The following is a 15,712-nucleotide window of genomic DNA, read 5'->3' on the forward strand; positions in this document are numbered from 1 at the left end:
CCCCTTGTTACTGCTATTTACCGGAAAATTGATTCACTTAACGACGGTTTACAAGAACTCGTCCGCGCCACCAGACAACATGATTTCGCCGTTGTCTGCCATACGTCGAGCAATCGCCAAGATTTCTTTCTGAGCCGCTTCCACATCGGATACCTTGATAGGTGGCATGGCTTCAAGATCATCGCGCATCATATCAGCAGCACGTTTCGACATGTTCTTGAAGATTTTCTCTTGTAGGGCGTCATCTGCACCTTTAAGCGCACGCTGTAGAACATCTTGTGGAACATCTCTAAGCAGCTTCTGAATACCTTGATCGTCGACTTCGGCCAAGTTCTCAAACACAAACATAAGGTCTTGGATTTGCGTCGCCATATCTTCGTCTTGATCGCGCATCTGCTCCATCAAGATGCCTTCGATGTTGTTGTCCATGTAGTTCATGATCTCTGCCGCTGCCTTCAGGCCGCCAATTTTGGCTGCTTGCGCGCCCGCTTGACCTGCGAACTGCTTCTCCATGATTTCGTTCAGCTCTGCCAATGCCGATGGTTGAACTTCTTCCAAATTGGCAATACGCATCATTAAATCGAGACGGTCGCGTTCGGCAAACTGCGACAAAATTTCCGCTGACTGGTCCGGCTCCAAATAGGACAAAACAATGGTCTGAATCTGAGGGTGTTCATTGATGATGATGCTGGCCACTTGTCTTGGGTCCATCCATTTCAATGAATCCAAACCTTTCGAGCCGGTACCCAACAAGATTTGGTCAACCAAGTTGTTCGCTTTGTCTTCACCCAATGCCGCAACCAAGGCATTACGCATGAAGTCTTCACTGCCCATACCGATGTTGGTATATTTCTGAATGTCTTCTAAGAACGCGCGGTGCACCGCACCTACTTTGTCTTGGCTAAGGTCAGTGGCGCGTGCCATAGCACTACCCACACGTTGCACTTGTTTGGGTTCAAGATGGCGGATAATCCCGGCTGCATCTTCTTCATTCAGACTGAGCAAAAGAATGGCGGCCTTTTCCTCGCCGGCAATCATGTTGATGTCAAAAGTCGACTCAGCTAGTTCGCCACCATTTTCTTCATTTTGAGGTACGATGTCGTTTGCCATTATTCTTCCACCATCCAATTTTTCACAACTTGAGCGGCCAACTCAGGTTCATTCGCAACCAAGGCTCTCACCGCTTTTAGTACGTCTTCATCTTTGTGAAGGTTTGGTAGATCTATGGTAGACCCAAATTCAAACAGTTCGCCACCATCAATGTCTGAGCCAATTAGGCTGGTTTCGCCGTCGGCACCAATTGGCAATCCATCCGGTCCGTATAGGCCGTCATCGTCATCCGAAGCAGGGTTGAGCAGTTTCTTAAGCGCAGGACGAACCAATACAATAACCACGATGATGATAACCAACGCACTCGCAAACCAGCGTACCCAGTCGTTGAAGTTCGGGTGCTCCCAAATTGGAGCATCTACCGCCACTTCCATTTCAGGTTCGGCAAATTGCATCGACAATACATTCAGTAAGTCACCACGTCCTTCACTAAAGCCAACCGCACCGACTAAAAGTTGGCGGATGGCGTTCAGCTCAGAATCAGTTAACGCCTGATAAGTGGTTTCACCGGTTTCAGCATTGGTCATCGCTTTATTTTTGACTGCCACAGCAACAGTTTGACGCGCGACGACTCCGGTCTGACGACGTTCGTGTGAGATGGTGGTATCAAGCTCAAAGTTACGAGTCGCTTCTTTGTGGACTGAACCTTGCCCCAACAAAGAACCATCTTTCATCTGCGCTACATCTTGCGGAATCGACGCATCTGCAGGAGGCTGATTGCTCAATGCGCCCGGCACGCCCGCAACCACGTTACTGTTGTTGTAGTCTTCCAGCGTGTATTCGCTGCGAGTGGATGGAGTGTTAGGGTCAAACTGTTTACGAGTTTGCTCTACAGCGCTGAAATCCAGTTCGATATCCACTTGCGCGGTATAATTGCCCAAGCCCAAAACAGGAATCAATACAGAGTCAATTTTTTCGCGTAGCGCTTGTTCTTGCTTGCGCTCTAATTCATGTTCTTTGCGGCGCGCTGCCGATGCAGGATCTTGCGAACCTGAGCTCAACAATCGGCCATGTTGGTCGGTCACGGTAATTCGTGTTGGCTTCATTCCCGGAACCGCACTTGCCACCATATCGACAACCGAGTCCACTTCTTCTTGTTTGAGTGATGTGCCTGTTCTCAAGGTCAAAAATACCGAAGCAGAGGCTTCTTGATTGTGTCGTACAAATACACTTTGTTTGGGAAGCGCCAGCAATACTCGCGCCTTTCGAACTTGTTTCATCTGCTCGATGGCTTTAGAAAGCTGACGTTCACGACTGAGTTTTAAACGCTCTTGCTCTAAACGCTGAGAAACGCCAAACCCCATATCTTGTAGGAGGATTTCATCTCCGGGCTGGCGTTCGTTGTTTAATCCGGCACGCACCATATCGAGCTTTAAGCTATCAAATTCGCTTACCGGAACCAGTATGGTGTTGCCATCGAGTTTGTAATCTTGTTTTTGCTGGTCAAGATAATCCAATACGGGAATCAGCTCTTCAGTCTCATAAGCCCCAAGCGGTCTCATGTCAGGTTCTTTGACCCAAAAGAAAAGCATCACGATTAGCGCAACACAGATAGAAATGGAAAGCACCAAAACCACTTGACGCAGCAGGTCTAAATCACCCACCGCCATATCAAATTTACTGGAGCTTTTTTCACCTTCATCAGGATTTTGAACATCTGAGCTCAATTCCGTTGAGCTCATCATGGTATCTGGAGAGTCGCCACCGGCAACTGCAAGATCAGTCGATTGAGATTGTTCAGCCACGGGATTTACCTAACTTATACCGGCATATTCATCAGTTCTTTATAAGCTTCTACCAGCTTATTTCGAACCTGAATTGTCGCTTCGAAAGCCACACTCGATTTGTTTCGAGCAATCATTACATCGGATAGTGAGACGTTTTCATCACCGCGGTCAAAGCGCGTTTGCAGATCACTGGAAGATTTGGACAAGGCGTTGACGTTATTGATGGCTTTGTTCAGCATATTGCCGAAGTCCGCGCCGACTTGCTGGCCAGTCGCCGTAGGACGTGTATTTTGCGCATCAAACATCATGGCGCGCATTTCACTTTGAAAACCGTCAATTTTCATGGGTAACCTCTCTCGTCAACACTTTGACAAATCCTTGACTCTACTTGTAATAGAGCAATTTACGTGCCAGCAAAAAATGCTGATTTTGCGGTCAGTTACCCTGGAATTTCAATGCCTGCGTCGCGCATCTTAGCGAGTTTGTAACGCAGTGTGCGCGGACTGATACCGAGTTTTTCCGCCATTTCTTTGCGGCGACCTTGGCACTGTTGCAAGGTCTCCAAAATGATAGAGAACTCTTGATCTCTTAGCTCATTACCCAAGCCCGCACCGGATAGTCCATTGAGTGGACTGGCAGTAGCGCGCGCGACAGGTTCAATTGTTGGTTCTAAAGGCTCTGTGACAGCTTGGCTTGGACTTTCCCAATCACTAGTAGTAGGTGTTGTCATTCCATCATTCGACGAATGATTTTGTACCGCTGATTGCAAGCCACCAGCGTCTTGCCAATCAACACCTTCTAGCAGGATGTGATCGGATTGAATGGTGCCATTGTCACTCAGAATTAACGCGCGTTGCACAACATTGTCGAGCTCTCGCACATTACCTGGCCAAGGATACGCAACCAGCTTAGCCAGCGCACTCCCCTCAATTTTCGGCACGGGTAGTCCCAGCTTCTTGCAATGACGTTCAGCCAAGTGTGTGGCCAAGGGCGCGATATCGCCTTGGCGGTCTTTTAGTGCTGGCCAAACAATTGGGAATACATTGAGTCGGTAATATAAATCCTCACGGAAATTACCTTCTTGTACGTATTGTTTAAGATCGCGGTTACTGGTCGCCAGTACTCTTACGTCCAATTGAATGCTCTTGCGGCTGCCCAAGCGCTCGACTTCACGCTCTTGCAATACTCGCAGCAGTTTGGCTTGTAGGTTCAGGTCCATTTCACTGATCTCATCAAGTAAAATAGTGCCACCTTGTGCTTGCTCAAATTTACCCGGACAAGCTTGCACAGCGCCAGTAAACGCACCTTTTTCATAACCAAATAATGTCGCTTCCAGCATGTTATCTGGAATTGCGGCGCAGTTAATCGCAACAAAAGGGCCATCTTTGCGATTGGACGCGTTGTGAATGTAGCGCGACATGACTTCTTTACCCGAGCCACTAGGCCCTAACACCATTACGTTTGCATCGGTTTTGGCGACTTTGTCTGCCAAAGCTAGCAGCTGTAAGCTCTTTGCATCAGCGACGACGGCGTCACCATTGTCATCCGATTTAACCGGTGCATAGCGGCTGACCATGTTCAGTAATACTTCTGGCGCAAAGGGTTTGGCCATGTAATCGATAGCGCCGTCCTTCATAGCGGAAACAGCGTCTTCAATATTGGCGTAGGCGGTCATTAAAAGAACCGGCAAGTTCGGCCAATGCTGCTTGATGCTTCTTAACAATGCTAAGCCACCCATTCCGGCCATTTGCACGTCCGAAACCACAATATCGACAGGTTGGGTTTTCAGCTTTACTAGCGCATCTTCTGCACTATCAGCTTCTATCCATTCGTATCCGGCCAAAGCGAGCGTGTCTACTAACGCTTCACGTAGGCCTTCATCATCCTCTACGATTAAGACTTTGCTTTGTGCCATGTTTATTCTCCAGCTATTGATTCTGTTTCGTTGGGCAACTGTCGCTCCAACGGCAAGCATAAAGTGAAGCAGGCACCATCGCCTTCTTCAGAAAAGAGCTCTAATCGACCATCGTGTGCACGGCCAACCATCTGTACCACAGCCAAACCTAGACCGGTTCCTTGAGAACGTGTGGTAAAAAACGGCTCCATTATTTTGTTTTGAATATCTTTGGGAATTCCCGGACCGTTGTCTTGAACGGATATTTTTACTTCGCCATTCACGGTCCGGGCAAACACATCGATTTGCGCTTCTTTGCCGCAAATCTGAATTGCATTCATGATCAGGTTGCTCAGTGCTGACGCTATCGCGTTTGAGTTACCTAGCAGTTCGGTTTCAGGGTTTTCGACTTCGACTGCAAGGTCAACCTGGTTGTGTTTCACTGCTGTTTCCACCATGGGTGTCAACTCGGTAATCAACCCCTCAAGCGTAAACGGTTTGATCACTTTGTTGTCTCCACCTTTGGCAAACAACAGCATGTCATTGACTTGTTTTTCCAAATCATGCAGCCGGTCCATCAACTTAGACTGAAATCTATCTTTGGTTGAAGGCGGTAGATTGGGTGCAGCTAGATTTGAGGCATACAGCATGGCGGAAGACAAAGGCGTGCGTACTTGATGCGCCAGTGACGCTACCATTCGTCCCAATGAAGACAGACGCTGCAAATCACTAACACGCGACTGCAAAAGGCGAGTTTCAGTTAGGTCAGTGACTAATATCAGCTGACCAGTTGCGGAGGCCGATATCGCCAGCCGTACTTTGCGACCATTGATAAGGGAAATTTCGTGGCCATCATCTTCTCTCGGTGCAAATACTTGCTGAATGACGTTGAACCAGCGTTGTCCCACTAACTCTATTTCCAGTAGCTTTATCGCTTCCGGATTGGCTTCGCGAATCACACCTTGGGTGTCTAACAAAATCACTCCCGCTGGCATCACTTCAATAACCTGTTGGTATTGAGCTACTTGCTCTTCAAGAGTGCCAATCGGCGTATTTGCAATAGAAGTCGCTGCCTGCATGTCGAAATTCTGCCAATAAAACGATGATTTGACAGATGCAAAAAGTGAACCAGTTAATTTACTTTATTTAACAACAACTTAAGATAAAGACGTAAATTTGACGGGAATAAAATCAGCCAATTTTTGAAGATAAGATCAAAAACGGAGCCTACATTTGGCTCCGATATACTCACAATCTCAATCTTAGCGATTGAGATTGTACTTACGCATTTTCTCAACCAAGGTAGTACGTCGCATACCCAACATATCTGCTGCTCTTGCTACGACCCCTTCTTGCGCATCCAATGCTTGATTGATCATATTCACTTCCAACTCAGCTAGCAGCTCTTTTAAGTTTACCCCCTCTGGTGGAAGCGATTGAGGAGCAACATTTTCCTGATGCATCATATCAAGATCATTGACGTTGAAGTCCTCGGAGAAAAGGTCTTGTAGCACTTCTCTTTCTTGTTCTTCCACATCCATAACCGAATGATTTTCTGGATGAAATTCCGGAATGTCACTATAACGGTACTTGGTGGGCAAGTGGTTTACATCCACCAAAGCGTTTGGATACAAGATGATCATACGCTCGACCAGATTAGCCAACTCACGGACGTTGCCTGGCCAATCGTGTTCCGCCAGTGAGTTTATTGCTCTTGGAGTAAAGCAAATTGGCTGCGCACCTTCCGATTCCATACGAGTCATCAACTCTTGAATCAACAAAGGAATGTCATCTTTTCGCTCGCGCAGCGCGGGCATTTCAATCGGAAATACGTTTAGACGATAGTACAGATCTTCTCGGAACGACTGATCGCTGATCATGGTTTCTAAGTTGCGGTGTGTGGCCGCCACGACACGAACATCGACTTTAATCGTGGTGTTACCGCCCACGCGCTCAAAGGTACGTTCTTGCAATACACGTAATAGCTTAACTTGCATAGGCATTGGCATATCACCAATTTCGTCCAAGAAAAGTGTCCCACCTTGAGCCAATTCAAAGCGTCCCTTACGGGCGGTAATCGCTCCGGTAAACGCACCTTTCTCATGGCCGAACAACTCACTCTCTAGCAGATCAGCAGGAATAGCACCACAGTTGATCGGTACAAATGGACCTTTACTGCGTTCAGAATGGTAGTGAATATTCCTCGCCACGACTTCTTTACCCGTACCGGATTCACCCAAAATCAAGACATTGGCTTCAGTGCCCGCCACTTGCTCTATTAGATGCCTGACTTCTTTTACGCTGCGACTTTGCCCTACCAAGCTGCGAAACAGAGTATTTTTGCGAGCAGCGGAGATAACATTTAGGCTTTTATGGCCGAGAAACTCTTTGCAATGACGCAAGGCATCACTGAGTTGCGGGTAATTAAGCGGATACTCCAATTCACCTACATAATTTGTGCAGGTATCAAGAGAATAAGGATGCTTACCAGCGACCAACACGGGTATGTGACTGGCTAGACTGAGCTGAGAAACGAGTTGGCTAGGGATTTGGTTATCGTTGAACGAGCCCAAAATACAACCCGACCAATTGGTTTTCCAATTAATGGCTTCAATCTCATCGGAGCCTATGCATTCGCATTGTTCTCCAACAAATTCGAAAATGTTGCTCAAATTGATACGTGCTTGAGTATCGTCTTCAATAACAAGCAGTTTAGATAAGCCTTGCATAGGTGAGAATAAATGCCTTTTAAAAAACCAATGGCCCAATTTGCCTTCTGATATCACTGAAAAATCAAGTCACTCAGTGATATTACATCCTCACTAACTATAAGCAGCAGAAGGACGTTAGACAATTGACTATGTCAATTTTTTAACGATTAGCATTCCCGAAGGCCGCATTTAATGTGTTACAGACAAGGTCTATTCCCTGCCAAAACCAATTTGGTTTACAACTCATTGACCAAAAATCTAAGGGAATCAACCACGTTATTGGCTAGTATTCTATTTAATTATAAGCCGAAGGCAACTGGCACGTTGACGGATGTGAGCTTTTACCCAAACCTTGCGAGTGTAAGATAGGAGACCTTGAAGTTGGGCCCAGCCTGTTATAGGCCCACTTCATTTGCGGTTAAGTTGTGGTACTCGTTGGGAATCTGGTCCCACGCTGATTTTATTTCTCTAATAATATCAATAACATCATCAATAGGCTGTGCGGTATTTTCATGATTAGCTGTCGTGATTTGAGTGATCATAAACTCATACAATTGGTCTAGGTTCTGAGCAATCTCTCCACCTTCTTCCATCGACAAGCAACTGCGTAGGCTGATGATGATATCGAGCGCTTTGCCCAATCTTTCACCTTTCACAGCGACATTTCCTTGCTCCATGGCCGCTTTGCCTTGAATCAAACGTTCAATGGCACCAGCCATTAGCATCTGAACGATTTTATGCGGGGAGGCCGCACTTAGCTGGCTGTCAACGGAGACTTTTTTATAAGCCTGTAACGATCCGCGCATAACTAACCTCTTTATAAAAATTTCTTGTATTGTTGAACTGACTTTTTGCCGTATTGCAGCTTTCTCACTGATTGGGAAAGACCAGATGTCAGTTCACTCATTATTGCACATATAGCTTGAGTACGTTGAACGGCCTGTTGCCATTCGGCGTGTTTTGCCAGTTCTTTGTCAGTCGAAATCAGACCGAGCAAGCTTTGCAATATTTGTTCCCTTGTATCGACCAAACGCGCTAATTCTTTATCATCTGTCTCATCAGAATTGAGTATCACCTCAATTTCGTGATCTACATCACTTAAAAAATGGAGTTGTTCATCAAATGAATTAGCCAAGTGCATTCATCATGCTCGCTAACTGGGTTTGCATTTTACTGGTTGCATCCTGCATTGCCGTAAACTTGGCATGAGTACGTTTTTCTATGCTGTCGATACGGCGGTCCAAATTCGCCTGTTCATCGCCAAGACGGTACCTTTGCTCGACCAAACTATTTTCGCGAGTACGGATCGAACCCGTGACTCCGGTGAGGCTGTGGATAGCATCTTCCACCTTTTTGGCAAAGCCGTCGTTGCCACCAAAAAAGTCAGCTAGCTTATTGAAGTTGTTGTTTAACTGTTTGTCCAGCATGCTGTAGTTGATTTCCAGCGTACCTTGACGTGTGGTCGTGATACCAAACTCAGTCAAGGTTTTGAGCTCTTCAGGCGCGGGATCAATCGCGGTTGAAAACACCGACTTTAATCGAGAGTCAGCACTGCGTATGACGCTATCACCAGCTAGCGGCCCGGCAACACCAGTACGCGGGTCTACCGTTCCTAATTCTTGTGAAACTTGGTAAAACTGGTTGTACGCCATCACAAAGGTTTCAATGTCTTCTCGAACACCAGGACGGTCGTATTCAATTGCAATTTCTGCTGGAGGCTTGTTCTCTTCGTTTTTTCCTTGAAGAGTTAAATCGACACCTTCGATGGCGTCTTGGATAATGTTATTTTCACTCGCCAACTGAGCAACACCATCAAGTAACACTTTGGCATCTTGGCCTTCTTGCACCTGAATCATGCCGCGATAAGTATCAAACGCTTCTTGCGCTTTGCTCAGCTTCTCATAAGCATCATCCACACGATTTAAATACTCTTGTTCCGCTTTAGGAAGCAATGCTCGCTCTTGTTGCTGAGCTTGCTCTGGAGAAATTTCACCGCGCTGCAGCGCTTCGTTAATCGCGGCTTTCTGCTCGGCCAGTTTGTTGTCAATTACAGCTTGCTGTTCAGCACGCTTAGCTTCTAGTGCCTGTTGCGCCTCTTTTGGAGTAACATAGCTGTCTGTTAGCGTACCTGAAGCGGTTGGACTCCAACCCGGAATATCAGGGGCTTTTTCTTTGGCTTTTGCATCGAGCTCTGGCTCTGGTTCCCAATAAGAATCTAGTAAGGTACCAGAGGCAGTTTCTGTCCAGCCGGGGATTCTGTCTTCTGGTTTAAGAGCACTGGCCGCTTCTACCGCTGCTTGCGCTGCAGCGTTCGCAGCGGTATTGGTTAATTCTGTGCCCGCTTTTGCGAGATCAACGCTAGGGTCAGCCGTTTGCGCAGCCTTTACCGCGCCAGCCGCCATCTCAGCATCGACTTGTTTTGCCGCTTGGATATTACGCTCGGCAATCTTGTCGGCGACCTTCTGCTCTTCAGGATTCAGAGGTGCGATCAGATCTTGAGCAGCCGCGCGCGCCGCTTCGAGGTCGCGAACACGTTGTTCTAGCGTTTTGTATTCCAATTTTTTGAGATTATTGCTCGGCTGAGCATCGGCGAGTATCGAAACTTGGTTTTCTTCACCAGACAAAGTAGAGGCGACAATCATTCTTGGACCACGAGCATCATTGATGATAGACGCTCGAACACCCGGATTGTCTTTGTGTTCGTTTATACCACGAACAATATCTACTAGACGTGAATTGTCTTTCACCTCTAGGTTAAATTCTTGATCGCCTAATGCGATCTGCAACTTACCTTGGTCGAACTTAGCGTCCTTCGTAAATACGTCGGACGCTATTTTATGACTTTGTGCAAGCTGCAACACATCGATTGCATATCGACCAGCGATAGCTTCCGTTGTTGCGGTCGCGGCCACCACATTCTCATCGGTAGTTTGGACAGTTCGAGCGGCGAACGCTTTTTCCTGCCTAAAACTCGTCATGAGATCTTTCATGGTATCCAACGACTCTCTGAGTCGGCCATAGGCACTGATACTGGTATCAATTTTGATCTGCTCATTGTCAATACGTTGCTGCTTTGGGGCACGCTCCGCATCAACAATTTTGCTGACCATGGCATTGATATCCATGCCAGTGTTCATCCCTATCGGGCCAAAACTCATTAAATCACCTCAAAAATCATCACGATTAAACCTTAGCATCAACCAACCCCGAAGAATATCGGGCGGTTTGTTCTCTAAGGCGGCGCAGTATTTCTAACATCTCCTCATCAGGTATCTGGCGAATTATGTCACCAGTACTTGCCTCATAGATAGTCACCACGTCCCTTCCAGCTTCTTCATCCACTCGGAAGGACAACCCCGTATTGATGGAAGTTATAAACTCCTGCATATGTTCCATCATACGCTCTCGCTCAAGCTTATTAAGCTTTTCACGCTCTCTCGCCAATTCCATCGCTTGTTCAAGTTTAAGCGATTTTTTCGGCTTTTGGTCGACGTTGGTTACTTGGCTCCTCTCTATGTCAGGGGAGGTACGCTGAGCACCATCGTTTTCTGAAGCAAATTTAATGCCACTATTTGAGCCATAAGGCTGGACGTTCGATGTGTTAGATGGTATTTCCATAACAATCTCCCTTCCACCTTTTAGGTCAGCAACATAAACATTGCTTTATCAGTCGGGTTTTCAAAAACTCAACCAATCAACCTAATAAGCTTAGAGCCGCCGATGGTGATTGCTTCGCTTGCGCCAAAACGGACGTACCGGCTTGCTGCAAAATCTGCGATTTTGTCATCTGCGTCGTTTCTTTAGCAAAATCCGTATCGCGAATTCGGCTTCTCGAAGCGTTTACGTTTTCGTTAATGTTATCCAAGTTACTGATCGCATGACCAAAGCGGTTTTGGAACGCACCTAATTCTGCGCGCTGACTATCTACCGCTTTTAACGCACCATCAATGACAGATATAGCCATTTGCGAACCAGCGACGGTCGAGACATCAATATCAGACACGGTTTTTTCTTGACCGTTACGCATATCAAGATGCTTAGCGATATTGCCATCAAAAGACAAATTGCCTTCCGAGCGTTCGCCATTGCGATACAGTAACAAACGACCTTCATCACTCACTGCAGCGTCAACTCTTGATGAGCCTTGATTAATACGATCCGCTACACCATGAATGCTGTCGCCTTCTTGCAAAGCAATGTTTTCTTCGCTGGTGTTACCTTCGTTATCGGTAAATTGAATAATGAATTCGTTGTCACCCTCACCGACAACCCAGTCATCATTTTTTGTGGTTTGAGCAGCAAAGCTTGGGAAGCCTAGCTCCTCAGCTAAACCACCTTCAACATGCACTTCACCTACGACATTTTTATTTGCCGCAAATAGTTGAAGCTGGCCTTCATCACCTACTGATGCTTTGATATCTGGGTTCTGACCATTGATGTATGTCGCCAATTCTTCAACATCATCGCCCGCTTTTGCGCTGATATTAACAACCTGCTCGTCACCATCAATGTTGGTGTAGGTGAATTTCAGGTCATTTTTACCATCGGTAACTTGCCAGTCAGGAGACTTACCACTAGCAGCACGGTAAGTATTACCACCCATTCCTGCAGTGTCAGAACGAACACTATTCATGGTTAGCGATACGGCTTCACCAGAACCGGCACCAATTTGGAAAGACTGGCTACCGTAAGTACCGTTAAGCAGCTTATTACCACCGAATGAAGTGGTCTCAGCAATTCGATTTAGCTCATCGTTCAATGCCGCAACTTCTTCTTGAATCGCGACACGTTCTGAACGGGAGTTAGAACCGTTTGAGGATTGCAACGCGAGGTCACGCATACGTTGCAAGATGTTGGTGGTTTCGTTCATTGCCCCTTCTGCAGTTTGGGCAATGGAAATACCATCATTGGCGTTTTTCACCGCAACATCCAAGCCACGGCTTTGCGCCGTTAATCGGTTAGATATTTGCAGCCCGGCTGCATCGTCCCGAGCACTGTTTATTTTGTACCCTGAAGACAAACGCTCCATCGACTTTTGCATACCGTCCGACGCACTATTTAAATAGCGCTGAGCGGTCATCGCCGACACGTTCGTGTTTACGTTTAGTGCCATATTCGATCTCCTTTGGCATTTAAGGCTGATGCATCGCCGTGTCTCTCACCTCACATTGACGCATCTCATTTCTCTCAATCTGTTAACGGCGATCGGCAAAATAGCTTTAGAAAAAAATCGCACTTTTTTAAAAAAAATTTCGATTGAGATATTTTTTGTGACCAACCTAACAAATATAGCGGGAGATCAATGCCCGTGCCGGAAACGAAAAAATCCAGCCGAAGCTGGATTTTTGTTAGTGCTTGAAGAAGCCTTGTGGATTAGCCAAGCAAACTTAGTGCTGAGTTTGGCGCTTGTTTTGCCTGTGCCAATACTGAACTTGAAGCTTGAGATAGAATTTGCGATTTTGTTAGTGCCGTCGTTTCCTTCGCAAAGTCGGTATCTTTAATTCGGCTCTTAGACGCATTCACGTTTTCGTTGATATTGTCTAAGTTACTGATCGCATGGCTGAATCGGTTTTGGAATGCACCCAGTTCTGCTCGGTGGCTATCTACGTGCTTTAACGCCGAGTCAATAATTGCCACCGATTCTTGTGCGCCACCGACACTCGTCACATCAATGGTATCCACCGTCACTTTAGTGCCTGCACCACCGATGTCTAAGTCTTTTGCTAACGCGCCATCAAACTTCATCGCACCGTTAACTTGGCTCTTATCAGCAAAAATTTGCAGTTGGCCTTTGTCATCAACTTTTGCTTCTACTGCAGTTGTTGCACCATTAATTGCTGCTGCCACATCTTGAATGCTGCTGCCGTCAGCCGCGTTGACATTCACAGTTTGCGCCGCACCCGTTGAATCAGTAAAACTCATGCTAATTGCGTTGTTGCCAGTTTGTACTGTCCAATCGTCGCCTTTTGCATTTTGAGCTTTGTAGTCTGCAAAACCAAGCTCTTTGGCTAGACCGCCTTCCAGTTTGATTTCGCCTTCTACTTTGTTGTTGCCAGCGAAAATTTGCAGTTTGCCATCTTCATTTACTGATGCTTTCACCATGTCATTTTGACCATTGATGTAAGTCGCCAGCTCTTCAATGTCATCACCCGCTTTAGCAGAAATCGAAATCTCGTGGTTAGTGCCATCAACTTCGGTTAGGCTGATTTTTAGATCGTTGTTGTCTGATGACACTGCCCAATCTTTATCTTGGCCATTCATCGCTTGGTAGCTCGCACCACCCATTTTTTCGTTATCGCTACGCATGTTGTTTAGCGTCAACATCACCGCTTCACCATTATCGGAACCGATTTGGAACGACTTGGTAGAGAAGGTACCGTTAAGTAGCTTGTTACCACCAAATGACGTGGTTTCTGCAATTCGGTTAAGCTCATCATTCAACGCTGTAATTTCTTCCTGAATCGCCACTCGCTCTGATTTAGAGTTTGAACCGTTAGCAGATTGCAATGACAAGTCACGCATACGTTGCAGGATGTTAGTCGTTTCGTTCATTGCCCCTTCAGCAGTTTGTGCAATTGAGATACCGTCATTTGCGTTGCGCACGGCGACGTCAAGACCGCGGCTTTGTACGTTCAAACGGTTAGAGATTTGTAAACCCGCTGCGTCGTCTTTTGCACTGTTGATTTTGAAACCAGAAGACAAACGCTCCATCGAACCTTGCTGAGCGTTAGTTGCACTGTTTAGGTAACGCTGAGCTGTCATCGCTGAAACATTGGTATTTACATTTACTGCCATGGTTAATTCTCCAAATGATTTTCCGTGGTGCGGCTTCCGACGTCTCGGAAAACCATATTTTCTCAAAGTTACTATCTATAACGACGTGGCTCGCGAAACCTTTAATTAAAAAATAGAGAAAATGTGTTTTTTTGGTCTTTAGAAGGGGTAATCGTGACTAAAGTGAGAAAAAGGCAATCTTTTTAAAAAAAGGAATAAAGTTTTTGCAAAGATTGCCGATATCTCGCAAAAGGTTATAAAACACACAAAATCATGAACCTAGTAGCTTAAGTGCTATATGAGGTTGGCGTTTTGCTTGCGCTAGGACCGAAGTACTAACTCTTTGCAAAATCTGCTGTTTCACCATTTGTGTGGTTTCTTTGGCGTAATCGCTGTCTTTTATTCGACTATTAGAAGCCGCGAGATTTTCATTGATATTTCCTAGGTTGCTGATCGCATGTTGGAAGCGATTCTGATAAGCCCCTAGCTCTGCTCTGTGGCTATCGACATACTTCATTGCAGTATCTAGTATGCTCACAGCTCGTTGAGCACCACCCACATTCGAAATATCAATCTCATTCACAGATTCATATACTGATTCAGATAACTGCAGTTGCTCAGATAGACTTCCACTAAACTCTATCGTTCCCGCAGTTTTCTCACCCGCCATAAAGATCTGTAATTGACCATCTTGATTCACCGATGCCGAGACCGCATCGGTTTGACCATTGATATAGGTGGCAACTTCCTCGATGTCATCGCCATGCTTGAGAGAAATATCAATCGTCTGTTCCTCACCACGAGAAGTCATATAACTCATGATAAGTTTGTTGTTTGCCTCATTTACCTGCCAATTAGGCGATGTTTTGATTTCTGAAACGTAACTAAATCCTCCCATTTTCAAGGAATCCGAACGCATGTTTCTCAGAGTCACTAACACGGCTTCACCTGAACTTGCTCCCATTTGAAAAGCAGCTTGTCCAAATGCGCCATTGAGTAATTTCCGACCACCAAAAGAAGTGGTTTCGGCTATTCGATTGACTTCATCGTTTAGTGCCGCCATTTCTTCTTGAAGCGCTCGTCTCTCAGCTTTGCTGTTTGAACCGTTAGCAGACTGCAGTGACAAATCCCTCATCCTTTGTAAAAGATTGGTGGTTTCGTTCATTGCCCCTTCTGCGGTTTGCATGATGGATATACCATCATTGGCGTTGCGCATTGCTACGTCTAAACCACGCATCTGTGTCTCTAGACGATTGGAAATCTGTAATCCGGCGGCATCATCTTTTGCGCTATTGATTCGATTTCCTGAAGATAGGCGTTCTAACGATTGCTGAAGCATGTCGGTCGCTTGACCAACATAACGTCCTGCGGTCATTGCAGAGACATTTGTATTGACGGTAACTGCCATACGCTTACTCGCTAAAACTACGACTTGACCCTATATCGGACAAAAATCACCCATCTTTAGCACAATCTGAGAGCTCGATTCAAAATAG

General features: G+C 46.1%; 13 protein-coding genes and 1 pseudogene. All 14 read right to left on the reverse strand.

Features of this window, described 5'->3' with window-relative positions; genetic code table 11:
- Positions 1-48 precede the first annotated feature (48 nt).
- On the reverse strand, positions 49-1,110 hold the full coding sequence (gene fliG / locus ACXAFJ_RS09440) for a flagellar motor switch protein FliG (RefSeq protein ID WP_475323016.1): 1,062 nt from the start codon (positions 1,108-1,110) through the stop codon (positions 49-51).
- On the reverse strand, positions 1,110-2,795 hold the full coding sequence (gene fliF, locus ACXAFJ_RS09445; protein WP_475324103.1) for a flagellar basal-body MS-ring/collar protein FliF: 1,686 nt from the start codon (positions 2,793-2,795) through the stop codon (positions 1,110-1,112). Before fliF ends, fliG begins: the two co-directional genes overlap by 1 nt.
- A gap of 74 nt (positions 2,796-2,869) precedes the next feature.
- A complete protein-coding gene (fliE, locus tag ACXAFJ_RS09450) occupies positions 2,870-3,181 on the reverse strand; it encodes a flagellar hook-basal body complex protein FliE (RefSeq protein WP_475323017.1) in 312 nt (103 codons plus the stop codon).
- Positions 3,182-3,276: 95 nt separating this feature from the next.
- Positions 3,277-4,752 (reverse strand): sigma-54-dependent transcriptional regulator, encoded by a 1,476-nt coding sequence (locus ACXAFJ_RS09455; RefSeq protein WP_475323018.1) that lies wholly within the window; start codon positions 4,750-4,752, stop codon positions 3,277-3,279.
- A 2-nt stretch (positions 4,753-4,754) separates the two neighbouring features.
- Positions 4,755-5,810: a sensor histidine kinase gene (locus tag ACXAFJ_RS09460; RefSeq protein WP_475323019.1), complete on the reverse strand. Its 1,056-nt coding sequence runs from the start codon at positions 5,808-5,810 to the stop codon at positions 4,755-4,757.
- Positions 5,811-5,993: 183 nt separating this feature from the next.
- On the reverse strand, positions 5,994-7,460 hold the full coding sequence (locus ACXAFJ_RS09465) for a sigma-54 dependent transcriptional regulator (protein ID WP_475323021.1): 1,467 nt from the start codon (positions 7,458-7,460) through the stop codon (positions 5,994-5,996).
- 377 nt (positions 7,461-7,837) lie between these two features.
- Positions 7,838-8,248 (reverse strand): flagellar export chaperone FliS, encoded by a 411-nt coding sequence (gene fliS, locus ACXAFJ_RS09470; protein ID WP_475323023.1) that lies wholly within the window; start codon positions 8,246-8,248, stop codon positions 7,838-7,840.
- 11 nt (positions 8,249-8,259) lie between these two features.
- A complete protein-coding gene (gene fliT / locus ACXAFJ_RS09475; protein WP_475323025.1) occupies positions 8,260-8,577 on the reverse strand; it encodes a flagellar protein FliT in 318 nt (105 codons plus the stop codon).
- Entirely contained in the window at positions 8,570-10,600 is a 2,031-nt protein-coding gene (gene fliD, locus ACXAFJ_RS09480; protein WP_475323027.1) for a flagellar filament capping protein FliD, read from the reverse strand. The genes fliT and fliD overlap by 8 nt, the downstream gene beginning before the upstream one ends.
- Before the next feature lie 25 nt (positions 10,601-10,625).
- Positions 10,626-11,060 (reverse strand): flagellar protein FlaG, encoded by a 435-nt coding sequence (flaG, locus tag ACXAFJ_RS09485; protein ID WP_475323028.1) that lies wholly within the window; start codon positions 11,058-11,060, stop codon positions 10,626-10,628.
- Between the two features lie 76 nt (positions 11,061-11,136).
- Entirely contained in the window at positions 11,137-12,555 is a 1,419-nt protein-coding gene (locus tag ACXAFJ_RS09490) for a flagellin (RefSeq protein WP_475323029.1), read from the reverse strand.
- Between the two features lie 260 nt (positions 12,556-12,815).
- A complete protein-coding gene (locus ACXAFJ_RS09495; RefSeq protein ID WP_475324104.1) occupies positions 12,816-13,130 on the reverse strand; it encodes a flagellin in 315 nt (104 codons plus the stop codon).
- Positions 13,113-14,237: pseudogene (locus ACXAFJ_RS09500) on the reverse strand (flagellin); the annotation flags it as partial. The gene ACXAFJ_RS09495 and the pseudogene ACXAFJ_RS09500, both read right to left, overlap by 18 nt.
- 250 nt (positions 14,238-14,487) lie before the next feature.
- Positions 14,488-15,624, reverse strand: a complete 1,137-nt coding sequence (locus ACXAFJ_RS09505) for a flagellin (RefSeq protein ID WP_475323030.1) — start codon at positions 15,622-15,624, stop codon at positions 14,488-14,490.
- Between the last annotated feature and the right edge of the window lie 88 nt (positions 15,625-15,712).

The organism is Vibrio sp. ABH4_348, assembly GCF_056159765.1.

Bases quoted from the DNA above. Each gene is read 5' to 3' on its own strand.
- flaG (WP_475323028.1), bottom strand. From the start codon at position 11,060: ATGGAAATACCATCTAACACATCGAACGTCCAGCCTTATGGCTCAAAT.
- ACXAFJ_RS09490 (WP_475323029.1), bottom strand. From the start codon at position 12,555: ATGGCACTAAACGTAAACACGAACGTGTCGGCGATGACCGCTCAGCGC.
- ACXAFJ_RS09465 (WP_475323021.1), bottom strand. From the start codon at position 7,460: ATGCAAGGCTTATCTAAACTGCTTGTTATTGAAGACGATACTCAAGCA.
- fliE (WP_475323017.1), bottom strand. From the start codon at position 3,181: ATGAAAATTGACGGTTTTCAAAGTGAAATGCGCGCCATGATGTTTGAT.
- fliF (WP_475324103.1), bottom strand. From the start codon at position 2,795: ATGATGAGCTCAACGGAATTGAGCTCAGATGTTCAAAATCCTGATGAA.
- fliG (WP_475323016.1), bottom strand. From the start codon at position 1,110: ATGGCAAACGACATCGTACCTCAAAATGAAGAAAATGGTGGCGAACTA.
- fliS (WP_475323023.1), bottom strand. From the start codon at position 8,248: ATGCGCGGATCGTTACAGGCTTATAAAAAAGTCTCCGTTGACAGCCAG.
- ACXAFJ_RS09505 (WP_475323030.1), bottom strand. From the start codon at position 15,624: ATGGCAGTTACCGTCAATACAAATGTCTCTGCAATGACCGCAGGACGT.
- ACXAFJ_RS09455 (WP_475323018.1), bottom strand. From the start codon at position 4,752: ATGGCACAAAGCAAAGTCTTAATCGTAGAGGATGATGAAGGCCTACGT.
- fliD (WP_475323027.1), bottom strand. From the start codon at position 10,600: ATGAGTTTTGGCCCGATAGGGATGAACACTGGCATGGATATCAATGCC.
- ACXAFJ_RS09460 (WP_475323019.1), bottom strand. From the start codon at position 5,810: ATGCAGGCAGCGACTTCTATTGCAAATACGCCGATTGGCACTCTTGAA.